At 71.5% G+C, this 20009-nt stretch carries 24 protein-coding genes; 10 read left to right on the top strand and 14 right to left on the bottom strand.

Features of this window, described 5'->3' with window-relative positions:
- Positions 1-37: 37 nt before the first annotated feature.
- Positions 38-1177 (bottom strand): bifunctional 2-methylcitrate synthase/citrate synthase, encoded by a 1140-nt coding sequence (locus GE115_RS07885; RefSeq protein ID WP_153684214.1) that lies wholly within the window; start codon positions 1175-1177, stop codon positions 38-40.
- A gap of 97 nt (positions 1178-1274) precedes the next feature.
- On the opposite strand from GE115_RS07885, the gene GE115_RS07890 reads away from it, so the two are divergent.
- The gene (locus GE115_RS07890) at positions 1275-1568 is read left to right on the top strand and encodes a DUF3467 domain-containing protein (RefSeq protein ID WP_153684215.1); all 294 of its coding nucleotides are present in this window, start codon (positions 1275-1277) and stop codon (positions 1566-1568) included.
- A 63-nt stretch (positions 1569-1631) separates the two neighbouring features.
- On the opposite strand, the gene prpB is transcribed toward GE115_RS07890, so the two are convergent.
- The 3 genes from prpB to GE115_RS07905 are packed head-to-tail and all read right to left on the bottom strand — an operon-like array spanning position 1632 to position 5138.
- Positions 1632-2531 carry a methylisocitrate lyase gene (gene prpB, locus GE115_RS07895; RefSeq protein ID WP_153684216.1) on the bottom strand — a complete coding sequence of 300 codons (900 nt, stop codon included), beginning with the start codon at positions 2529-2531 and terminating at the stop codon, positions 1632-1634.
- A 13-nt stretch (positions 2532-2544) separates the two neighbouring features.
- The gene (locus GE115_RS07900) at positions 2545-4083 is read right to left on the bottom strand and encodes an MmgE/PrpD family protein (RefSeq protein ID WP_312855004.1); all 1539 of its coding nucleotides are present in this window, start codon (positions 4081-4083) and stop codon (positions 2545-2547) included.
- Entirely contained in the window at positions 4080-5138 is a 1059-nt protein-coding gene (locus GE115_RS07905) for an enoyl-CoA hydratase/isomerase family protein (RefSeq protein ID WP_312855005.1), read from the bottom strand. Before GE115_RS07905 ends, GE115_RS07900 begins: the two co-directional genes overlap by 4 nt.
- Positions 5139-5186: 48 nt before the next feature.
- On the opposite strand from GE115_RS07905, the gene GE115_RS07910 reads away from it, so the two are divergent.
- Together GE115_RS07910 and GE115_RS07915 are read left to right on the top strand one after the other, a co-directional pair.
- A complete protein-coding gene (locus GE115_RS07910; RefSeq protein WP_172979776.1) occupies positions 5187-5564 on the top strand; it encodes a VOC family protein in 378 nt (125 codons plus the stop codon).
- 63 nt (positions 5565-5627) lie between these two features.
- The gene (locus GE115_RS07915; RefSeq protein ID WP_153684219.1) at positions 5628-6266 is read left to right on the top strand and encodes a LysE family translocator; all 639 of its coding nucleotides are present in this window, start codon (positions 5628-5630) and stop codon (positions 6264-6266) included.
- Positions 6267-6297: 31 nt separating this feature from the next.
- Here GE115_RS07915 and GE115_RS07920 read toward each other — a convergent pair whose 3' ends face one another.
- The 6 genes from GE115_RS07920 to GE115_RS07945 form a co-directional block, all read right to left on the bottom strand.
- On the bottom strand, positions 6298-6834 hold the full coding sequence (locus tag GE115_RS07920; RefSeq protein WP_153684220.1) for a YbhB/YbcL family Raf kinase inhibitor-like protein: 537 nt from the start codon (positions 6832-6834) through the stop codon (positions 6298-6300).
- A 103-nt stretch (positions 6835-6937) separates the two neighbouring features.
- Entirely contained in the window at positions 6938-7642 is a 705-nt protein-coding gene (locus GE115_RS07925; protein WP_153684221.1) for a hypothetical protein, read from the bottom strand.
- A 53-nt stretch (positions 7643-7695) separates the two neighbouring features.
- Positions 7696-8469, bottom strand: a complete 774-nt coding sequence (locus tag GE115_RS07930; RefSeq protein ID WP_153684222.1) for a hypothetical protein — start codon at positions 8467-8469, stop codon at positions 7696-7698.
- Positions 8470-8514: 45 nt separating this feature from the next.
- The gene (locus tag GE115_RS07935) at positions 8515-8826 is read right to left on the bottom strand and encodes a hypothetical protein (RefSeq protein WP_153684223.1); all 312 of its coding nucleotides are present in this window, start codon (positions 8824-8826) and stop codon (positions 8515-8517) included.
- 41 nt (positions 8827-8867) lie between these two features.
- Positions 8868-9524 (bottom strand): hypothetical protein, encoded by a 657-nt coding sequence (locus tag GE115_RS07940; protein WP_153684224.1) that lies wholly within the window; start codon positions 9522-9524, stop codon positions 8868-8870.
- Positions 9524-9817 carry a WXG100 family type VII secretion target gene (locus tag GE115_RS07945; protein ID WP_153684225.1) on the bottom strand — a complete coding sequence of 98 codons (294 nt, stop codon included), beginning with the start codon at positions 9815-9817 and terminating at the stop codon, positions 9524-9526. The genes GE115_RS07940 and GE115_RS07945 overlap by 1 nt, the downstream gene beginning before the upstream one ends.
- Before the next feature lie 179 nt (positions 9818-9996).
- Between GE115_RS07945 and trhO the strand changes: the two genes are divergently transcribed.
- A complete protein-coding gene (gene trhO, locus GE115_RS07950) occupies positions 9997-10893 on the top strand; it encodes an oxygen-dependent tRNA uridine(34) hydroxylase TrhO (RefSeq protein ID WP_312855006.1) in 897 nt (298 codons plus the stop codon).
- Between the two features lie 3 nt (positions 10894-10896).
- Here trhO and GE115_RS07955 read toward each other — a convergent pair whose 3' ends face one another.
- Genes GE115_RS07955 through GE115_RS07965 form a run of 3 tightly spaced genes read right to left on the bottom strand, consistent with a single transcriptional unit; the run spans position 10897 to position 12924 of the window.
- Positions 10897-11448 carry a hypothetical protein gene (locus GE115_RS07955; protein WP_153684226.1) on the bottom strand — a complete coding sequence of 184 codons (552 nt, stop codon included), beginning with the start codon at positions 11446-11448 and terminating at the stop codon, positions 10897-10899.
- Positions 11445-12302, bottom strand: a complete 858-nt coding sequence (locus GE115_RS07960) for an LssY C-terminal domain-containing protein (RefSeq protein WP_246190624.1) — start codon at positions 12300-12302, stop codon at positions 11445-11447. Before GE115_RS07960 ends, GE115_RS07955 begins: the two co-directional genes overlap by 4 nt.
- Before the next feature lie 37 nt (positions 12303-12339).
- Positions 12340-12924: a TetR/AcrR family transcriptional regulator gene (locus GE115_RS07965; protein WP_153684227.1), complete on the bottom strand. Its 585-nt coding sequence runs from the start codon at positions 12922-12924 to the stop codon at positions 12340-12342.
- Between the two features lie 124 nt (positions 12925-13048).
- Between GE115_RS07965 and GE115_RS07970 the strand changes: the two genes are divergently transcribed.
- The 6 genes from GE115_RS07970 (at position 13049) to GE115_RS07995 (ending at position 19573) form a co-directional block, all read left to right on the top strand.
- A complete protein-coding gene (locus GE115_RS07970) occupies positions 13049-14299 on the top strand; it encodes an FAD-dependent monooxygenase (protein WP_153684228.1) in 1251 nt (416 codons plus the stop codon).
- Between the two features lie 10 nt (positions 14300-14309).
- Positions 14310-15518, top strand: coding sequence for a cysteine desulfurase-like protein (locus GE115_RS07975; RefSeq protein ID WP_153684229.1), 1209 nt, complete (start codon positions 14310-14312; stop codon positions 15516-15518).
- Complete coding sequence (locus GE115_RS07980) at positions 15515-16372, top strand: isocitrate lyase/PEP mutase family protein (protein ID WP_153684230.1); 858 nt, start codon at positions 15515-15517, stop codon at positions 16370-16372. Before GE115_RS07975 ends, GE115_RS07980 begins: the two co-directional genes overlap by 4 nt.
- 97 nt (positions 16373-16469) lie before the next feature.
- Positions 16470-17495, top strand: coding sequence for an ATP-binding cassette domain-containing protein (locus GE115_RS07985; protein ID WP_153684231.1), 1026 nt, complete (start codon positions 16470-16472; stop codon positions 17493-17495).
- Complete coding sequence (locus GE115_RS07990; RefSeq protein ID WP_153684232.1) at positions 17492-18316, top strand: ABC transporter permease; 825 nt, start codon at positions 17492-17494, stop codon at positions 18314-18316. The genes GE115_RS07985 and GE115_RS07990 overlap by 4 nt, the downstream gene beginning before the upstream one ends.
- A gap of 102 nt (positions 18317-18418) precedes the next feature.
- Positions 18419-19573 (top strand): winged helix DNA-binding domain-containing protein, encoded by a 1155-nt coding sequence (locus GE115_RS07995; RefSeq protein ID WP_153684233.1) that lies wholly within the window; start codon positions 18419-18421, stop codon positions 19571-19573.
- Positions 19574-19614: 41 nt separating this feature from the next.
- Here GE115_RS07995 and GE115_RS08000 read toward each other — a convergent pair whose 3' ends face one another.
- Positions 19615-19995, bottom strand: coding sequence for a hypothetical protein (locus GE115_RS08000; RefSeq protein WP_153684234.1), 381 nt, complete (start codon positions 19993-19995; stop codon positions 19615-19617).
- Positions 19996-20009 lie beyond the last annotated feature (14 nt).

Below are 20009 nucleotides of genomic sequence, written 5' to 3' on the forward strand. Positions count from 1 at the left end.
CGATCGGATGCCGCGCGCCCGGCTTGTGGGATCCGGCCTACTCGACCGGCTCGCGCTGCGGCACGTCGCGCTGGTCGACGCCGTCGTAGACCGAGAGCGGGCGGATGAGCGCGTTGGACGCGCGCTGCTCCATGATGTGCGCCGTCCACCCGGTCACGCGCGACGCCACGAACAGCGGCGTGAACTGCTCGGTGTCCCAGCCCATCAGGTGGTACGCGGGACCCGACGGGTAGTCGAGGTTCGGGTGGATGCCCTTGCGCTCGGTGAACTCGTTCGCCAGCGCCTCGTACAGCGCGAGCAGGTCGGGCCGGTCGTAGTGCTCGACGAGCGAGTCGAGCGCGGCCTTCATCGTCGGCACGCGCGAGTCGCCGTTCTTGTAGACGCGGTGCCCGAAGCCCATGACCTTGCGCTTCGCAGCGAGCGCCTCGTCGAGCCAGGCGCTCGCCCGCTCGGCCTCGCCGATCTCGTCGAACGTGTGCATGACGGCCTCGTTCGCGCCGCCGTGCAGCGGCCCCTTGAGGGCGCCGATCGCCGCGACGACCGCCGAGTGCAGGTCGGAGAGCGTCGACGTCACGACGCGCGCGGTGAAGGTCGAGGCATTGAACGAGTGCTCGGCGTAGAGGATCATCGACACGTCGAACGCGTCGACGACCGGGAGCTCCGGCACCTCGTCGAAGGCCATGAACAGGAAGTTCGCGGAGTAGCCGAGGTCGTCGCGGGGCTCGACGAGCTCGAGGCCCCTGCGGCGCCGCTGGTCGTACGCGACGACCGCGGGGATCGCGGCGAACAGGCGCTTCGACTTGTCGAGCTCGGCCTCGGGAGAGTCGTCGGCCGTGAGCCCGTCGCGGGCGCCCATGACGCTGACCGCGGTGCGCACGACATCCATCGGGTGCGCGTTGGTCGGCAGCGCGTCGACGACGTGCTTGACGACCGGGTCGAGGTGGCGGTTGGCCCGCTCGAACTGCTCGAACTCGGCGAGCTGGCGCTCGTCGGGCAGCTCGCCGTGCCAGAGCAGGTAGGCGACCTCCTCGAACGTCGCCGATGCGGCGAGCTGCTGCACGGGGTACCCGCGGTACAGCAGGGAGTTCGTCTCGGCGTTGACCTTCGAGATCGCGGTGTAGTCGACCGGGACTCCGGCGAGGCCCTTGAAGATCTCGGGCTTGGGTGCGTCGCTCATGCTGCTCCTCGTCGCTCGTGCGCCGCCGCCATGCGACGCCCACCTCAGCCTAGGGCCCCGCGGTAGCCTTGCCACTCAGGCAGAAGGAGGCCCGCTGATGGCCGATGAGCGTCCGCGCCAGTTCACGTTCGAGATCCCGCCCGACAAGGTCGAGGGGTCGTTCGCGGACTTCGCCTCGGTCTGGCACACGTCGACGTCGTTCGTCATCGACTTCATGACGGTGACGCGCCCGCCGACGGCGGTCGCCGACGAGGACGGCGGCCCCGACCGGGTCGTCACGCCGGCGCAGGTCGTCAGCCGCATCCGGATCCCGCCGCAGCAGGTCTTCGAGCTCGCGAAGGCGCTGACGCGCCAGCTCGAGGCCTGGGAACGCGAGACCGGCAATCGGTAGGGCGCCCGGCGGGCGGCGTCGCCCGCCGGGCGCCCCCGCGCGTCGCGCTCGGGCGCGCCGCGCTCAGCGCGCGACGGTGAAGTTGAAGATGCCCGTGTCGAAGCGGTTGTAGCCCTCGTAGTCGATCAGCTCGTAGAGGTCGGCACGGTGCTGCATCTCGTCGAGCTTGCCGGTCAGGGTTCCGGATGCCTCGAGCTCGTCGAGTCCGCGAACGGCCGCGCCCATCGCGAGCCGGAGCAGGGATACGGGCCAGATGACGAGGTTCATGCCGACGTCGCGGAGCTGGTCGACGCTGAACAGGTCGGACTTGCCGAACTCGGTCATGTTGGCGAGCAACGGCACGTCGACGGCCTTGCGCACGGCCTCGAACTCGGCGAGCGAGCGCATCGCCTCGGGGAAGATCGCGTCGGCACCGGCGTCGACGAGCGCCTTCGCGCGGTCCACCGCGGCGTCGAGCCCGTCGACGGCGGCGATGTCCGTGCGCGCCATGACCAGGAAGTTCGCGTCGCGACGCGCGTCGACCGCGGCCCGGATGCGCTGCAGCGCGGTCTGCTCGTCGACGACCTGCTTGCCGTCGAGGTGGCCGCAGCGCTTGGGGTTCACCTGATCCTCGATGTGGAGCCCGGCGAGGCCGGCGTCCTCCATCTCCTGCACGGTGCGCGCGACGTTCATCGGCTCGCCGAAGCCCGTGTCGGCGTCGACGATCGCGGGCAGCTCGGTCATGCGCGCGATCTGCTTGGCGCGACCGGCGACCTCGGTCAGGGTGGTCAAGCCGATGTCGGGCAGGCCGAGGTCGGCCGACAGCACGGCGCCCGAGATGTAGACGCCCTCGAAGCCCTTCTGCTCGATCAGCCGTGCCGACAGCGGGTTGAACGCGCCCGGGAAGCGCAGCAGCTCGCCGGTCGCGAGCCGCTCGCGGAAGAGCCGACGCTTGTCGGCAGGAGTGGTCTGGGCGTAGAGCATCAGCGGAGTCCGATCAGAAGAGTCCGGTCGGCACGTCGAGGCCGACCAGCGCGCCGGGCGCGGCGGTGAAGGTGAGGGCGGCGAGCTCGTCGGGACCGAGCTCGGGCAGGCGCTGCGCGACATCGAGGAACCGCTCGATCTCGTCGGCCTCGAGCACCGGCGCCGCGAGCGTGCGGAACTTCGCGACGTACTGCTCGCGGCCGAACGGCCGTGCCCCGAGCGGATGGGCGTCGGCGACGGCGATCTCCTCGACGATCTCGGCGCCGTCGGCGAACCGGATGACGACGCGGCCGCCGAACGCCTTCTCGCCCATGTCGAGCGAGTGGTAGCGGCGGGTCCACTCGGCGTCCTCGACCGTGGTGACCTTGCGCCACAGTGCGACGGTCTCGGGGCGGTGGGCGCGCTCGGGCGAGTACGAGGTCTCGTGGTCCCACGCGCCGTCTTGGAGGGCGACGGTGAAGATGTACGGGATCGAGTGGTCGAGCGTCTCGCGCGAGGCGTCGGGGTCGTACTTCTGCGGGTCGTTCGCACCCGAGCCGATGACGTAGTGCGTGTGGTGCGAGGTGTGCAGCACGATCGACTCGAGGCGGTCGGGGTCGTCGAGGATGATCGGGTACTCGTCGTGCAGCTTCCGGGCGAGGTCGATCCAGGCCTGCGCCTGGTACTCGGCGGAGTGCTCCTTCGTGTACGAGTCGAGGATGGCCCGCTTCGCCTCGCCCAGTTCGGGCAGCGGCACCTCGTACGAGGCATCCGGCCCGCCGAGCAGCCATGCGATCACGCCGTCTTCGCCCTCGTAGATGGGCACCGGGCTGGTCTGGCCGCGCATCGCGCGGTCGACCGCTTCGACGGCCATCTTGCCGGCGAACGCCGGGGCGTGCGCCTTCCAGGTCGAGATCTCACCCTTGCGCGACTGGCGGGTCGCGGTCGTCGTGTGCAGCGCCTGGCCGACGGCCTGGAAGATCGTCTCCTGGTCGAGGCCGAGCAACGTGCCGATGCCCGCGGCCGCCGAGGGGCCGAGGTGCGCGACGTGGTCGATCTTGTGCCGGTGCAGCGAGATGGCCTTCGCGAGGTCGATCTGGATCTCGTAGCCGGTCGCGATGCCCCGCACGAGGTCGCGGCCCGTGAGCCCGCGCGCCGCGGCGACGTGCTGGGCGACGGCGACGATCGGCGGGATGTTGTCGCCGGGGTGCGAGTACTCCTCGGCGAGGAAGGTGTCGTGGAAGTCGAGCTCGCGCACCGCGACCCCGTTGGCCCACGCCGCCCACTCGGGCGATGTGCGCCGCCCCGGGTCGACGCCGAAGACGGTCGCGCCGTCGCCGCCGATCGAGACGGGATGCGCCAGCGCCTGGCTGCGCGCCGAGACCACCGGCCCGCGGGTGACGGATGCCGCGGCGACGGCCGCGTTGTCGATGACGCGGTTGACGACCATGTCGACCACGTCGTCGTCGAGCTCGACGGGATCGGTCGCCACCGCCGCCAGCTGCCAGGCGAGCTGGCCCTCGCGGGTCAGGTTCTCGTCGCTCCGATGCGTGCGCAGGTGGTGGGTCTTCACCCTTCCAACGTAGGCCACACGGGCGCGTAGCGCTGCTCGCCGAGCACCTGCGCGGGAAGGTGGGCGGGCACGTCGGCGAGTCGGGACGGGTCCCATCGCGGCTGCCGGTCCTTGTCGATGACCTGGGCGCGGATGCCCTCGCGCAGGTCGTGCTGCTCGATGAACCACGTCACGGCGCGGAACTCCTGCTCGAAGGCGTCCTCGAGGCGCGGCAACGTGCGTGCACGTCGCACGGCCTCGAGCGTCACGGCGAGCGCGGTCGGCGAGAGCTGCTCGAGTTCGTCGGCGGCGGAGTGCGCCTCGTCGACCTCGGTCGCGCGCAACCGGTCGACGATCTCGGCGACGGTGGGGGCCGAGTAGCAGGCGTCGACCCAGTCGCGCGTGAGTGCGAGCGCCGAGGGTCCGGGCGTCTCGTCGAAGAGCAGCGCGATCTCGGACGGCGTTCCCGGGTCGGCGCGCTCGGCGAGGGCTTGGTACAGGTGCGGCAGGCGCTCGCTCGGCACGTAGAGGTCGGCGAATCCGGCATGGATCGCGTCGGCGGCATCCATCGTCCGCGAGTTGAGCGCGAGGTGGACGCCGAGTTCGCCTGGCGCGCTCGCGAGCAGCCAGGTGCCGCCGACGTCGGGCGTGAAGCCGATGCGCGTCTCGGGCATCGCGAGGCGCGAGCGCTCGGTCACGATGCGGACGGACGCGTGGCCGGTGAGCCCGATGCCGCCGCCCATCGTGATGCCGTCCATGATCGCGACGACCGGCTTCGGGTAGCGCGCGATGGCCGCGTCGAGCCGGTACTCCGTTCGGAAGAAGTCGTGCGCGGTTTCGTGCTCGCCGCGGGTCGCGTACCCGTAGAGCTCACGCACGTCGCCGCCGGCGCAGAAGCCGCGGTCACCCGCGCCGTCGAGCACGACGAGGCCGACCTCGGAGTCGTCGCGCCAGGCGTCGAACACGGCGGTGAGGGCGCGGACCATCTCGTAGCTGAGCGCGTTGAGCGCCTGGGGGCGGTCGAGCGTGACGTGGCCGACTCCGTCGGCCACCGTTGCGGAGATATGGTCGCTCACGTCTGCCACCGTAGCGAGAACCCGGTGGCGAGGCGTACCGTCGCGTCCATGATCGAGTCAGCGTTCCCGATCCTCGAGGTTCCCGACGTGGAGCGCGCACTCGCGTTCTACCGCGACGCGCTCGGGGGCCGCATCACCTATTCGTTCCCTCCCGAAGGCGGCGAACCCGTCTACATCGCCCTGGCCGTCGGCCGGTCATCGCTCGGCATCGGACTCGAGGAGTCGCCGCTGCCACCCGGCAACATGCAGCTGTGGTTCTACGTCGACGACGTCGACCGCGTCACGGCGGAACTCGAGGCGGCCGGTGCCGCCGTCGTCGAGCAGCCGGTCGACCAACCCTGGGGCGAACGCACCGCGCTCGTGACCGACCCGTTCGGCACGCGCGTGCGCCTCGGCGCACCCAGCGCGGCCGCCGAGTCGGCCTAGCGGCGAGGTCGCGACAGGCGTGCCCGCGGGCCAGGCGCAGCGGGGCAGGGCTAGCATGCTCGGATGGTCCCCATCGAGAACCTGTGGGCGTTCGTGGTCGCGTCGGTCGTGCTGATCGTGATCCCCGGCCCGAGCGTGTTGTTCGTCATCGGGCGTGCGCTCGCGCTCGGACGCATCGGCGGCCTCCTGAGCGTGCTCGGCAACGCGCTCGGCATGATCCCGCTGCTGCTGGCGGTGGCGCTGGGCGTCGGAGCGATCGTCGCGCAGTCGGTGGTGCTCTTCACGGTCCTCAAGTTCGCGGGCGCGGCGTACCTCATCTACCTCGGCATCCAGGCGATCCGCCATCGGGCGGATGCCGCGACCGCCGTCGACGGCGACGCACCTCGCACCTCGCACGCGCGCCAGCTCGCCGAGGGGTTCGTCGTCGGCCTCACGAACCCGAAGACCATCGCGTTCTTCGTCGCGGTCCTCCCCCAGTTCGTCGACTTCCATGCGGGCGCGATCCCGTTGCAGCTCTTCGAACTCGGCGTCGTGTTCGTCGCGCTCGCCCTCGTCTGCGACTCGATCTGGGCGATCGCGGCCAGCGCCGCGCGCGCGTGGTTCGCCAAGTCGCCGAAGCGCGCCTCGCACCTCGCGGCGACCGGGGGCTTCATGATGATCGGCCTCGGCGGCGTCCTCGCCCTCAGCGGGAACAAGCACTGATGCACGCCGGTCGCGCGGTGCGCCCTCGAGTTCAGTCGCGCGACGCCGTCGCCGTCAGGATGCCCCGCGCGAGCGCATGGAAGTAGCAGCGGGCGCCCAATCCGGCGGGTGATGTGTCGGGGTCGAGGTCGAGGCTCGGCACGTCGAGCGCGTGCACGACGAACTGGTAGCGGTGCACGCCCGTCCCCCGCGGCGGCGCAGCGCCGATGAAGCCGCGACCGCCCTCCTCGTTGCGCAGCACGACCGCGTCGGCGGGCAGTTCCTGGCCGTTCGGCGAGCCGGCCCCTGCCTCGAGGCTCGTGACCGAGACGGGCAGGTTCGCGACCGCCCAGTGCCACCATCCCGAACCGCTCGGGGCATCCGGATCGAAGCACGTGACCGCGAAGCCGCGCGTGCGCTCGGGGAAGCCCGACCAGCTCAGCTGCGGCGAACGGTCGACGCCCCCGGCCGCGGTGCTCCACTGCGCCCGCGCGAGCGGCTCGCCTTCGGCGACGTCGGTGCTCGTCACCCGGAACGATTCGACGGGCCGGGCACGCTGGAGGGCTCCGTACGGGTCGACGTCGAGCATGGCGATCCTTCCTCGGCTGGGTTGGAGTCGCGGCCAGCCTACGACGCGGCCCCCGTGGCGCACGCTGCGTGCGGGCGAGTCGCGCGCACGGCCGAAGCGCGGCTCAGAAGCCGTGTGCGTGGGCGAATTCCGCTAGCGCTCCGTCGGACTCGTGGCCGCCGTAGAAGGTCGACGTCTGCCACACCAGGGTGTCGGTGAAGCCGCCGTCGCCCGGGACCGTGATCTCCACGGGGTACGTCCCGCCGAACGCGGGCAGGCGCGGCAGGGTGCCGTCGGTGCCCGCCCATCCGATCGCCTCGCGGAATGCCGCACTGACGTCGGCCTCGCCGATGCGATACACCGTGTCGGGCGGCAGCAACTCCGCGCCCGTGGGATCGAAGCCCACGGCGTCCTTCGGGAGCATGACCGCGTAGTCGTCGGGTTGGTCGTCGTGCTCGGCGATGCGCACGAGCTCGATCCGCTCCGTGAGCTCGGAACCGGCGAGCTCGTAGGTCACGGTCGCTTCAGCGTGCTCCTCGTCGGATGCCACGGAGACCTCGTCGATCGCGAGAAGCTTGGCGCGATCGTCGTTGTACATGTAGATGCCATCGCTCAGCAGGAGGGCGAGGGGAGACTCCAGGTCGACGTCGAGATCGGTCTTCTCCGCTGCCGCGGCCTCAGACGCACCGAGGGCGAGGAACCCGAAGAAGGAGTTGATCGACGAGGTGACGCCCGCTTTCGCCGAAAACAGGTCATCGGACGTCGGCGTCGGCTCGGGTTCCGACGGGGTGCTGCACGCGCCCAGCGCGAGTGCGAGGCCGAAGGCCACCGAAGCAGCCAGGAGGGCCCGCACCGGGCGGGGCTTCCGGTCACGCATCCCGGTCAACCGATCGTCGCGGCCGGCCACGAGCCGGTCGGGAAGCCGGAGCGATTGGCCATGTCCTGACTGAGCTGATCGGCCAGGTCCTTCGACGCGGTGAAGTTCTTGCCCAGCTGCGCCGCGAGCGAGGTGGCGGTCTTGGCCAGGTTGGTGCAGAGCGTGACGATCTTCGGAACGATGTCGAGCCACTCCAGGGGGTCGGCCGTGATGAATGCGCTCGCGGCATCGATCTGATCCAGCAGGTAGAGGATCAAGGTCTCGCCGAAATCGATCCAGGCGTTGAGAATCTTCTGCGCGTAGTCCGAGAGGAAGTTCATCAGGGAGTCGACGTACCCCTCGAGCGTTTCCATCGCCATGACCTGTCGCCCGGCGAGTTCCCCGTAGCGGTCTCCCTCGGCGCCCTTCCACGTGTCGTCGGCGAAGAGGTAGTCGCCGGTGACGGTCGACTTCGCGCCCGTGATCTTGATCTTGACCGTCTCCCAGTCATCGCGCTTCGCGTACATGGCGAACGGGTTCCCCGGGCTGAGATAATCGGCGATCGTCTCGAAGAACGCGTCGAACTGCTCGATCGCTTCCTTGAGCTTCTCGCGGACCTCCTCCATGTTCTTCTTGAACCAGTCCAGGAAGGTGTCCCACCAGTTGATGTCGTCCTTGCGCGCGTTGTACTCGTCGGAGCACCGGTCGAGCTGGTCCTTCGCGTCCCCGATGTTGTCGGTGATCTGCGTGATGAGGCTGGTGAACGACGACTCATCGGTCGGCGCGACGAATGCTCCCATGGTTTCTCCTTCAGTCCTCGTTCATCGGGCGGGCGGGCGGCATGCTCAGCTCTGATCGAGCAGCCACGCCGAGTAGCCGTCGGCCTCTTCGTAGTACCGCTTCGTCGTCAGCAGCTTCTGGGCGATCTGGTCGAGCACGGTCGACGCCTCCCCGGTCAGCGTGAGGAACGTGCTGTGCGCGTCGATGTAGTTCTCTTCGGCGCCGACCATGTGCCCGACGCCGTCCATCTCGTAACGGGCCATGGCACAGCCCTCGACGATCGTCTGGACGGACGTGAAGGTCTCGGCGAGCGCGCTCCACGCATCGGCGTCCTTCTTCAGGTCACCGAGCGCGGCCTGGTAGTCCTGGTAGCTCATCGCATCCTCCTGGGTTGTCGTCTCGGATCACCGGGTGATGGTCAGTAGGCGCGTTCGCGGACGGAACGCACGAGGCCGGCGAGCGTCGGCAGTTCCTCGAGCATCGACCCCCGCCGCTCCGCCAGCCAGCGGCTCGCCCGCTCGTACAGGTCGAGGATCTCCGCGGCGAGCGCCTGCTCCGAGGTGAACTGCAGGTTGAGGCGGTCGATCACGAGGCGCCGCGGCGCCCCGCCGACGATCTCGAGCTTCGCGTTGCCCGACGGGCTCTCGAGCACGGCCGGCTCGGTCGTCGCGGCCGCGACCATGCTGCGGTACCGATCGAGATCCGCGAACGCCTCGAGGAGGCCGCCCATGCGGGTGCGCAGCTGCGTGATGCCGCCCGAGCCGGCGTCGCTCGACGCGGCAGGGCGGAAGAGCGCCTCGGTGCCCGGTTCGCGATCGGCCCCTGCCGACTCGAGCTCGGAGATGGTGTGGGCCCGCGAGGCGGCACTGGCCTGGCGGAGCCGCTGCACGACCTGGCCGAGCTCTTCGGGCTCCACCCGGCGCCACCACGACGGCGCGAGTCGCAGCGTCTCGAGCTTGCCGTCGAGGCCGACCGAGACCTGCACCGTGTCGGTTTCGTCGGCGACCAGCCAGATCCCGGGCTCGTCGCGCCGCACCTCGGCGAGGCGCTCGTCGAGGGAGAGGTGCTCCGCCATCACTCGCTCCAGAGGCGCTTGGTCGCGCGTGCGGTGTTCGCGAAGACCTCGTTGGAGGCCTGGGTGTTGCGGCGGGCGCGGTCGAGCTCGTCGTGCAGCTCCTGCATCGACCGGTTCCACTCCTCCTGCGCGAGGGCGTAGGCGCGCTGCGCCTCACCGTTCCACCGGCTCGAGAGCAGGTCGAGCGAGGCCTTCAGCTCGTCGAGCGCCTGCCCCATCTCGCCGTGGATGCGAACCATTTCACCCACGAGCTGATCGATGCGCGCACCGCTGACCTTGATCTCTCCGGTCATGTCATCGTCCCCCGATCCGCTCACGTCGTCCGTCACGCTGAGAAGTCACGACTGCCACCCTAAACCGGAAGCCACTCTCCTCCGAGTCCGAGGCTGCGTCGATGGGGACCACTCCCCATCGCGGCCGCGCATCCTGCGTCCGGCGATGGGCTCTCAGGGCGCCCGCGTAGGATTCCTCGGTGCCGCTCGCCAAGATCCTCCTGTTCTACGCCTTCACGCCCCTCGCCGACCCCGCCGCGGTCCGGCTCTGGCAGCGCGACCTGGCGGAGTCGCTCGGCCTGCGCGGGCGGATCCTGATCTCGAAGGACGGCCTGAACGGCACGCTGGGCGGCGAGATGTCGGCACTGAAGCGGTATGTGCGCAAGACCCGCGACTACGCCCCATTCAAGGGCGTGGACTTCAAGTGGAGCGACGGCACGGGACTCGACGAAGGCGGGCGCAGCGCCGACTTCCCGAAGCTCGTCGTCAAGGTTCGCGACGAGATCGTCAGCTTCGGTGCACCCGGCGAGCTCGTCGTCGACGAGGGCGGCGTGGTCGGCGGCGGAGCCCGCCTGACGCCCGACGCTCTCCACGACCTCGTCGCCGAGCGCGGCGACGAGGTGGTCTTCTTCGACGGCCGCAACGCACTCGAGGCATCCATCGGCCGGTTCCGCGACGCGATCGTGCCGCCGACCGACACGACCCGCGATTTCGTGGGGCTCCTCGACGCCGGTGCCTACGACCACCTCAAGGGCCGCCCGGTCGTGACGTACTGCACGGGCGGCATCCGCTGCGAGGTGCTCTCGAGCCTCATGGCGTCGCGCGGCTTCGGCGAGGTGTACCAGCTCGAGGGCGGCATCGTGCGCTACGGCGAGCGCTTCGGCGACGACGGCCTGTGGAACGGCTCGCTCTACGTCTTCGATGGGCGCGGCTCGGTCGACTTCTCCGACCACGCGGCCGTCATCGGCCGGTGCGAGGGGTGCGGCGACGCCACCAAGCGCACCGCGAACTGTCCGGATGCCTCGTGCCGGCGGCAGTTCGTCGTGTGCGAGTCGTGCGAGACCGTGGCCTGCCGCGAACACGCGACCGCGGCCTGAGCGTCAGCGCCCCGGCCCGGGCGGTCGCCGCCCGCGGCGCCGCGGCTCGCGCGGCCTGCGCGCATAGGCGCGGGCCGGCCGGCTCGACAGCGCGAGCATCACGAGGATGTCCAGCGCGAGCGTGACGAGCGTCAGGTCGAGCGTGAGCTCCTGGTCGCCGGCCCACCAGGCCGCGAAGGTGCCGCTGATGCTGAGCGTCGCGAACACCATCACGAGGATGCGCGGCCAGTTCGCGCCGAGGAAGATGAGGACCGCGAGGACGGCCTCGACGAGCAGGATGATCGCGCCCGCGCCGAGCACGAACCAGAGCACGGCATCCGCGGTGGCGGCGTCGATCTCGGGTGCGAACTCGCCCAGTTCGTCCTCGAGCGCCTGCCGCCAGGTCGCGGCCAGAGCGGCGAGCCAGGCCACCCCGGCGAGCACCCGCAGCAGCACGAGCAGCGCGCCCATCGCGGTCGCCGCCGGACGGGGCATCCGTACCCCCGCGCCCACGGCGGCGGCGTCGCGATCGCGCTCGACGAGTCGCGCGGCAGGCTCGGTCGCGGGGCGCGTCACGGCGCCACCACCGACCCCGCCGTCGTGGCCACCGCGCGCACGTCGATGACCGGCAGGTCGCCGTCGGTGCGGATCGTGTCGCCGCCGCCGTTGCGCGAGTGGTAGCCCGTCGAGAAGTCCTTCAGCACGTCGACCTCGATCGCGGCATCCGAATCGCGCAGCGTCCGCACGATGTGATCGCGCTCGACGTCGGTGTCGGCGTCGATCTTGTGCGTGACCTGCAGCGTGAACAGCGACAGCCCGACCGCTCGATCGAACGTGCCCGCCGCGAGCCAGTCGACGCGCGCGCCGCCCGGCAGCAGCCAGTCGTCGGGGCAGCGCCAGAACCGCACGTGATGCCGCTTCGCCGGGTTGCCGGCGACCTCCTGCTGGAACGCGAAGTCCTGCTTGCGGCCGAACAGGAACAACGGGCTCACGGGCGCCTCGTCGTAGCTGCGGCGAGTCAGCGTCGACGTGATGATCCGCCGGCTCGAGGCGAGCGTGACGTCGTCGGCTCGGGTCCACCCCGCGGCATCCATCGCGGCGAGCAGCTGCGCCTCGCCGCCGACCACCGCGAGGTTGACCGGGTCGCCGAACAGGCCGTCGCTCGTGCGCGTGCGGCCCATGAAGTAGTCGGGCACGTAGATCGTCGTGAGCACGCGGTGCACGCGCGGCAGCACGAGGTACGCGAGCAGCGCCCAGAAGGCGACGAACACGAGGATGCCCCACCAGCCGAACGCGAACGTCTCGCTCGCGAGGAGATACGCCAGCCAGATCGCCGCGAGCCCGGCGTAGACGAAGAAGAACTGGTCGAGGACCGCGTTCAGCGAGAAGCGGCGCGATCGCGAACGCCCGGCCATCCCCTGCTCGGACATGCCGCCACCCTAGCCTGAGCGCGGGGACGAACGGCGCTCACTCGGCGCCGCGGCCGGCGCCGGCGATCGTCGCGATCGCCTCAGCGAGTTCGTCGCCGGTCGGCAGGTTGCCGTCGGGGTCGAGCAGCCACAGGATGCCGAGGCTCTGCACGAGCACGTAGTACAGGCGCGCGACGGCCTCGGCCTGGTGCTCGTCGAGCTCGGGACGCGCGACCCGCAGGTTGACCGCCATGTCGTGGTGCCCGTCGGCCGTGGCCGCGTGCAGGTGCCGGCTGGACTCGGGATCGCGAAGCACGCGCACGGCGTTCTCGAGGCTGGCGAGCAGCGCCTCGCGATGGATGGCGAAGATCTCGGGCATGCGGTTCCAGACCGCGGCGAAGTCGTCGAGCATGGAGCCGCCCCGCTGCTCGAGCATGAGGGCTTCCAGGTCGTCGCCGAGCCCGGAACCGAGCGAGAGCATGAGCGCCTCGGTGATCAACCGGTCCTTCGAGCCGAAGTGATAGCCGATGGCGGCGAGGCTCACGCCGGCGGCCGTCGCGATGTCGCGCGCCGTCGCCTTCGCGACCCCGCGCTCGAGGATCACCTGTCGCGCCCCGGCGAGAAGGTCCTCTCGATTTCCCATGCGTCGATGGTAGCGCACCGTCTTAGACATTTGTACTAGACAAACGTCTCATTCGTGCGGTAAACCTGTCTCAGACAAACGTCCAAGAACGGCTGTGATCGCTGCCGTCCCAGAAGGGAACTCCATGTCGACCTCCACCCCTCCCCACGTGCTCGTCTCCGGCGGCGGCATCGCCGGCAACGCCCTCGCGCTCCAGCTCGTCCGCAGCGGCATCCGCGTCACCGTCGCCGAGCGCGCGCCGGCGCCCCGACCCGGCGGCCAATCGGTCGACCTGCGCGGCGCGAGCCGCGAGGTCGCCGAGCGCATGGGGCTCATGCCCGGTATCCGCCGCCGGCAGCTCGACGAACGCGGCATCGCCTACGTGAACGGCCGCGGTCGTGTCTACGGCCGCATGTCGATGGAGGACTTCGACGGCAAGGGAGCCGTCGCCGAGATCGAGATCGCGCGCGGCGACCTGAACCAGGTGCTGCTCGACGAACTCGACGCTGCGAGCGTCGCCGCCCCCGGTCTCGTCGACCTCCGCTACGGCGAGCACCTCACCGCGCTCGAACAGGACGCCGAGGGCGTCGACGCCACGTTCGCATCCGGGCGCGTCGAGCGTTTCGACCTCGTGGTGGGCGCCGACGGCGTGCACTCGAAGACGCGGCGACTCGCATTCGGCCCCGAGGAGGACTTCGCGACCTACCTCGGCGGGTACACGGCGTTCTTCTCCATGCCGACGCCGGCCGACGCGCAGCCCGGCTGGTTCGCCCTGCGTGCCGTTCCGGGCGCGGCGATCGGCATCCGGCCCGGCGCCGACCCGGCCACCTCGATGGCGATCCTGACGCTCCGGGTCGACCGCGACCCGTCCCTGCGCGGCGACCGGGCGGCGCAGGAGGCGCTCATCCGCCGGGCTGTGCGCGGCTCGGGCTGGCACGAGGAAGCGATCCTCGAGGCCATGGGCTCGGCCGAGGACTTCTACTTCGACGAACTCGACCGGATCGACGTGCCGGAACCGGTCTCCGGCCGCATCGCGCTCCTGGGCGACGCCGCCTCGTGCGGCTCGCCGTTGTCGGGCATGGGCACCGCGACCGCGCTGATCGGCGCCTACCTGCTCGCGGGCGAGATCGCTGCGACGCCGGCCGACCCGTCCGGCGCGCTGCAGCGGTACGCCAGTGCGCTGGCACCGTTCGCCGAGGCCGGCAAGGTGCTGCCGGGCGGGGGAATCGGGTTCATGGTCCCCGCGTCACGCGCCGTCGCCCTCCTCTCGCAGGCGACGATGCGCGTGATGCTGTCGCGGCCGTTCCGCCCGCTGATCAAGCGGATGTTCAACGAGGAGTCCGCGACGCTCGCGCTGCCCGAGATCCGAGCGCTCGCGAACACGACCGCGTCATAGGCTCGTCGGCATGGCCTACGACGTCGACCGGCTCCGCGCCGGGTTCCCCTCGCTCGAATCCGGCTGGGCCCACTTCGACGGACCGGGCGGCACGCAGACGCCCCGCGCCGTCGGCGAGGCGGTCGCGAACGTGCTCACCGGCCCGCTCTCGAACCGGGGCACGATCGGCGAGTCCGAGGAGAACGCCGAGCGCGCCGTGCACGGGTTCCGACTCGCGATGGCCGACCTCGTGAACGGGCATCCACGCGGGATCGTGCACGGCCGCAGCGCCACGGCACTCGCGTACGACTTCGCGCGGCACCTGTCGCGCGACTGGGGGCCGGGCGACGAGATCGTCGTGACCCGGCTCGACCACGACGCGAACGTGCGCCCGTGGGTGCAGGCGGCCGAGCGCGCCGGCGCGGCCGTGCGCTGGGCGGAGTTCGACCCCGCGACGGGTGAGCTGCCGGCATCCGCCGTGGCCGCGCTGCTCTCGGAGCGCACGCGGCTCGTCGCCGTGACCGCGGCGTCCAACCTCATCGGCACGATGCCCGACGTCCGGGCGATCGCCGACGCCGTGCACGGCGCCGGCGCGCTGCTCTACGTCGACGGCGTGCATTACGCCGCGCACGAGCTGCCCGACGTCGAAGCGCTCGGGGCCGACTTCTTCGCGTGCTCGCCGTACAAGTTCCTCGGCCCGCACTGCGGCGTGCTCGCGGCCGACCCGGCCCTGCTCGAGCGGATCCGTCCCGACAAGCTCGCGCCGTCGACCGATGCGGTGCCCGAGCGGTTCGAGTTCGGCACGCTCCCCTACGAACTGCTCGCCGGCGTCACCGCGGCGGTCGACGTGCTCGCCGGTCTCGATCCGGCGACGGATGCCTCGGGCTCGCGCCGCGATCGCCTCGTCGCGGGGTTCCGCGGGCTGCACGCGCACGAACAACGGCTGCGCGAACGCCTCGAGGCCGGCCTCGCCGACCTGCCGGGCTTGGTCGTGCACTCGCGCGCGCAGCGGCGCACGCCGACGACGCTCATGACGTTCAAGGGCCGCGAACCCGCGGACGTCACCCGCGACCTCGCCGCCCGCAGGGTGCTCGCCCCGAGCGGCAACTTCTACGCGCTCGAGGCATCCCGGCATCTCGGCCTCGGCGACGCCGGCGGCCTGCGCGTGGGACTGGCCCCGTACACCGACGACCGAGACGTCGAGCGACTGCTCGACGGCCTGAAGGAGGCCCTGGCATGACCGAAGCGAACCCGAACGAGGCCACCCCCGCGGAGGCGGGCGCGGTCGACGCGGCCGACGCACGCGAGGCGCGCGGGGCCGACGCGCGCGAGGCGCGCGGGGCCGAACTGCGCCGCCTGCACCACGCCCCCGAACTGCTGCAGGTCGTCAACGTCTGGGACGTCGCGAGCGCGAAGGTCGTGGCCGGCGTACCCGGCACGACCGCCCTCGCGACCGCGAGCCACTCGATCGCGGCGACGTTCGGCTACCCCGACGGCGAGCGGATCCCGCTCGACCTCACGCTCGACCTGGTCGGACGCATCGTCGCCGGGGTCGACCTGCCCGTCTCGGCCGACCTCGAGGCCGGGTACGGCGACGCCGGCGAGACGATCCGCCGGGCGGTGGGCGTCGGCGTCGTCGGCGCCAACCTCGAAGACCAGATGCGCCCGCTCGACGAGGCGGTCGCCGCGGTGCGGGCCGCGGTCGCCGCCGCCGAGGCCGAGGGCGTTCCCTTCGCCCTCAACGCGCGCACCGACGCGTTCCTCCGGGCCGGCGACCGCCCGGTCGCCGAGACGGTCGCCGACGCGATCGAACGCGGCCGCGCGTTCCTCGACGCGGGCGCGACCTGCGTCTTCGTGCCCGGCAACTTCGGCGAAGACGTCGTGACCGAACTCGTCGCGGGCATCGGCGAGCTGCGCGTCAGCCTCATCGGGCTGCCCGACGTGCCCCCGCCGGCTCGACTCGAGCAGCTCGGCGTCGCGCGCGTCTCGTACGGACCGTTCACGCAGCGGGTCGCGCTCGGGGCACTCGAGGACCTCACGACGTATCTCAGCCGCGGCGGCGTGCTGCCGAGTGGCATCCGCCCCTTGAACTGACGCGCGCGCTAGGGTGGCTCGTGGCGGCTGGGCCGCCGGGGCCGTGCGGGGGCGCGGCCCGATGCGGCACCGGTTCGCCCCCGGATGAGGAGCGAGCATGGCGAGCGGTATCCCCATCGAGGTGTCGGGCCTGACGAAGCGGTTCGGGCCGGTGACTGCTGTCGAACAATTGAGCTTCGCCGTCCAGCCCGGTCGGGTCACGGGATTCCTCGGGCCCAACGGCGCGGGCAAGACGACCACCCTGCGGGTGCTGCTCGGGCTCGAGCGGCCGACCGAGGGCACCGCGACGTTCGGCGGCACCAGGTACGGAGCGCTCGAGCACCCGCTCCAGACGGTGGGCGCGGCGCTCGAGGCCGACTTCCACCCCGGACGTACGGCGCGGAACCACCTCGCGGTGTACGCCACCGCATCGGGCATTCCCAAGCCGCGCGTCGACGCCGTGCTCGAGCAGGTCGGCCTCGCCGAGTTCGGCGGGCGTCGCGTCGGCGGATTCTCGCTCGGCATGCGCCAGCGGCTCGCGCTCGCGTACACGCTGCTGGGCGATCCCGCGGTGTTCGTGCTCGACGAGCCGATCAACGGGCTCGACCCCGAGGGCATCAAGTGGATCCGGGTGTTCCTGCGGAACCTCGCCGCCGAGGGCCGCACCGTGCTCGTGAGCTCGCATCTCCTGAGCGAGGTGCAGCAGTCGGTCGACGACGTCGTGATCATCGCCAAGGGGCGACTCGTGAAGACGGGCACCCTCTCGAGCCTCGAACTCGACGCGGCACCGCGCACGATCGTCGACTCGCCCGACCGTGAGGCGTTGCGCGCCGTGCTCGCGACCGCGGGTCTGGACTTCACCGAGGGCCGCAACGGCTTCATCGTCGACGAGCCCGACCCCGGCCGGGTCGGTCACGCGGCGTTCAGCGGCAACGTCGAGCTCAGCAGCCTGCACCGGCTGAAGTCCGGTCTCGAGGAATCGTTCCTCACGCTCGTCGGCGAGCAGGACGACGCGGGCACGCCGCCCGACAGCGCGCCGCCCGTCCACAGTGCCACGCCAGAGGGTGCGCCACCGCCCGACAGCACGCCGCCCGACAGTGCGCCGCCCGTCGGGAACACTCCCGACGAGGGAGGCGCCCGATGAAGGCCTGGCGGGCCCTCGGGGCCGAGTTCCAGAAGGTCCTCACGACGCGCATGTGGTGGCTGCTCGCCATCCTGCTCGCGGTGTACGTCGCGTTCATGGCGGGCGGGCTCGGCGCACTGTTCACCTGGCTGGCCGCGAACCCGCAGGACGCCGCCGAATCCGGTGGTGCCCCGCTGCCGAGCATGGATCTCGCGCCGCTGCTCTACAGCTTCGCGTCGACGATCGGATACGTGTTCCCGCTGTTGCTCGGCGCCCTCGCGGTGACCGGCGAGTTCCGCCACAAGACGCTGACGCCGACCTTCCTCGCTGAGCCGAACCGTTCGCTCGTGCTGGCGGCGAAGTTCGTATCGGGCCTCATCGTCGGGGCGCTGCTCGGCGTCATCGCCTACGCGGTCTCGGTCGGCTCGGGCGCCGCCGCACTCGCCGGCTTCGGCCTCGAGACCAGCCTGGACTCGAGCGACACCTGGGCGGTCATCGGGCGCGGCGTCCTCGCGATGGCGCTCTGGGGCGGCATCGGCGTCGGCCTCGGCGTGCTCATCCCGAACCAGGTGGCGGCGGTGGTGATCGTGATCGCGTTCACCCAGTTCCTCGAGCCGATCCTGCGCTTCGCCGCGTCGCTGAACGAGGTCACCGCGAACATCGGGCGCTTCCTGCCCGGCGCGGCCAGCGATGCGCTCGTGGGCGCGTCCTTCTACAGCATCGCTTCCTTCGGCGGCGTGGAGCTGCTGGAGTGGTGGCAGGGCGGGCTGGTGCTGTTCGGGCTCGCCGTCGTGCTCGCGGTGATCGGCGGCGCGACCACCTGGCGGAGGGACATCTCGTAGATGGTTGCCCCAACCGAACCGGCGCCGCTCCCGCGGCGAAGCGGGTCGTAGATGGATGTCCCAACCGGACCTGCGCCGCTCCCGCGGCGCAACGGGTCGTAGATGGATGTCGCCGAGCTCCGCTCGCGACGGCTGTTCGCGCAGGGGCTTCGGGGCGAGGTCTCGACGACGGATGCCACGACGCCCGCCGGCCTCGTGCGACGCGCCCTCGCGGTGCAGTCGCAGGAGTACCAGCCCGCGCAGTGGGGACTCGCGCAGCGCCTGCCGCCGGATGACCGGCCGGACGCGGCATCCGTGGCGGCGGCGATCGATCGCGGCGACATCCTGCGCACCCATGTGCTGCGCCCGACGTGGCACTTCGTCGACCCGGCCGACGCCCGATGGCTGCTCGAGGTCTCGGCGCCGCGCGTGGCGCGCATCCAGGCGACGTACGAACGCCGGCTCGGCATCGAGGGCGAGGCCGCGACCCGCGCGCTCGACGCGATGGCGGCCGCGGTCGCCGGCGGGCGGCACCGCACGCGTGGCGAGCTGTTCGAGGCGGTCGCCGACCAGGGCTGGCCGAGCTCGGCGATGCTGTTCCTGCTGCTGCGGGCCGAGCTCGAGCGGGTGCTCGTCTCCGGCGCCAATGCCGGCAGGCAGCGCACGTACGCGGCCTTCGACGAGCGCGTGCCGCCGTCGCCCGAGCGCAGCCGCGAGGATGCGCTCGCCGAGATCGCCGAACGGTTCCTGCTCACCCGCGGGCCGGCGACGGCGCGCGACCTGGCCACGTGGTCGGGCTTCACGCTGCGGGACATCCGAACGGCCCTCGCGGATGCCGCCGACCGCAGTGGCGGCCGAATCGAGCGCCTCGACGATCCCGACGAGGGCGAGCTGTGGCACGACGCATCCGTCGCCGCCGCGTGGACCGCACGCGACCCGGCGCGCGTCGCGGCCGACGACGACCCCGCACAGGTCGACCTGCTGCAGGGCTACGACGAGTACGTGATGGGCTACGCGATGCCGCGCGCCTACCTGCAGCCCGCGGGAATCGAGGCGCCGATCGTGCCCGAGTACCCGCTGCACGCGATGTTCGCGAGCGGCACGATGGTCGGGCGGTGGACCTGGACCGGGCAGGGCCGGCGTGCGGTCGTGCGCATCGTTCCCTGGCGGCGGATGTCCCGCGCCGAGGTGCGCTCGCGCGACGCGCGCATCGCCGAGGTCGAGCGGTTCCTCGGCGTGCCGGTGACGGTCGAGGTCGACGGGGTCGCCGCGCCCTGAGCGGCGTCGAGGGCTCCGGCGGGCTCCGGCGGGCTCCCGAGCTACTCGACCGGGTCGGAGGGGTCGGCCGCGGCCGGCTCGACCTTCAGCCGGTCGATGAGCTCGGACGCGTGGTTCGTCGAGATGATGAGTCGCGCGAACTCGCCGCCCGCGAGTTCGAGCACGACGGCCTGGCGCTTGCCCTTCACGATCACGAAGTCGCTGCCGCCGTGGTACTTCCACACGCCGACGGCGACGACGAGCGGGATCTCGCTGCCACGTCGGCGGATGCCGCGGATCCAGATCCACGGATCGTCGGTGATCGTGGCCGAGCGGATGTCTTCACGTTGGATGACGAGGTCGTCGCCCCGGAACGCGAGGGATTTCTCGGTCGGGGTGAGTTGCACCTCGATCCGGTCGGCGTGGACCCGCAGCTTGGCCATAGTCCCCATCCTGC

This window comes from Agromyces agglutinans (genome assembly GCF_009647605.1).
In the GTDB taxonomy this organism is placed as follows: Bacteria; Actinomycetota; Actinomycetes; order Actinomycetales; family Microbacteriaceae; genus Agromyces; species Agromyces agglutinans.

What these genes read in the sequence shown, in the direction of transcription:
- GE115_RS07945 (WP_153684225.1), bottom strand. Translation starts at nt 9,817, where the DNA reads ATGACCGGAGAGATCAAGGTCAGCGGTGCGCGCATCGATCAGCTCGTG.
- GE115_RS07990 (WP_153684232.1), top strand. Translation starts at nt 17,492, where the DNA reads ATGAAGGCCTGGCGGGCCCTCGGGGCCGAGTTCCAGAAGGTCCTCACG.
- GE115_RS07910 (WP_172979776.1), top strand. Translation starts at nt 5,187, where the DNA reads ATGATCGAGTCAGCGTTCCCGATCCTCGAGGTTCCCGACGTGGAGCGC.
- GE115_RS07920 (WP_153684220.1), bottom strand. Translation starts at nt 6,834, where the DNA reads ATGCTCGACGTCGACCCGTACGGAGCCCTCCAGCGTGCCCGGCCCGTC.
- GE115_RS07965 (WP_153684227.1), bottom strand. Translation starts at nt 12,924, where the DNA reads ATGGGAAATCGAGAGGACCTTCTCGCCGGGGCGCGACAGGTGATCCTC.
- GE115_RS07995 (WP_153684233.1), top strand. Translation starts at nt 18,419, where the DNA reads ATGGATGTCGCCGAGCTCCGCTCGCGACGGCTGTTCGCGCAGGGGCTT.
- GE115_RS07960 (WP_246190624.1), bottom strand. Translation starts at nt 12,302, where the DNA reads ATGTCCGAGCAGGGGATGGCCGGGCGTTCGCGATCGCGCCGCTTCTCG.
- GE115_RS07985 (WP_153684231.1), top strand. Translation starts at nt 16,470, where the DNA reads ATGGCGAGCGGTATCCCCATCGAGGTGTCGGGCCTGACGAAGCGGTTC.
- GE115_RS07915 (WP_153684219.1), top strand. Translation starts at nt 5,628, where the DNA reads ATGGTCCCCATCGAGAACCTGTGGGCGTTCGTGGTCGCGTCGGTCGTG.
- GE115_RS07975 (WP_153684229.1), top strand. Translation starts at nt 14,310, where the DNA reads ATGGCCTACGACGTCGACCGGCTCCGCGCCGGGTTCCCCTCGCTCGAA.
- GE115_RS07940 (WP_153684224.1), bottom strand. Translation starts at nt 9,524, where the DNA reads ATGGCGGAGCACCTCTCCCTCGACGAGCGCCTCGCCGAGGTGCGGCGC.
- GE115_RS07935 (WP_153684223.1), bottom strand. Translation starts at nt 8,826, where the DNA reads ATGAGCTACCAGGACTACCAGGCCGCGCTCGGTGACCTGAAGAAGGAC.
- GE115_RS07980 (WP_153684230.1), top strand. Translation starts at nt 15,515, where the DNA reads ATGACCGAAGCGAACCCGAACGAGGCCACCCCCGCGGAGGCGGGCGCG.
- GE115_RS07890 (WP_153684215.1), top strand. Translation starts at nt 1,275, where the DNA reads ATGGCCGATGAGCGTCCGCGCCAGTTCACGTTCGAGATCCCGCCCGAC.
- GE115_RS07885 (WP_153684214.1), bottom strand. Translation starts at nt 1,177, where the DNA reads ATGAGCGACGCACCCAAGCCCGAGATCTTCAAGGGCCTCGCCGGAGTC.
- GE115_RS07930 (WP_153684222.1), bottom strand. Translation starts at nt 8,469, where the DNA reads ATGGGAGCATTCGTCGCGCCGACCGATGAGTCGTCGTTCACCAGCCTC.
- prpB (WP_153684216.1), bottom strand. Translation starts at nt 2,531, where the DNA reads ATGCTCTACGCCCAGACCACTCCTGCCGACAAGCGTCGGCTCTTCCGC.
- GE115_RS07970 (WP_153684228.1), top strand. Translation starts at nt 13,049, where the DNA reads ATGTCGACCTCCACCCCTCCCCACGTGCTCGTCTCCGGCGGCGGCATC.
- GE115_RS08000 (WP_153684234.1), bottom strand. Translation starts at nt 19,995, where the DNA reads ATGGCCAAGCTGCGGGTCCACGCCGACCGGATCGAGGTGCAACTCACC.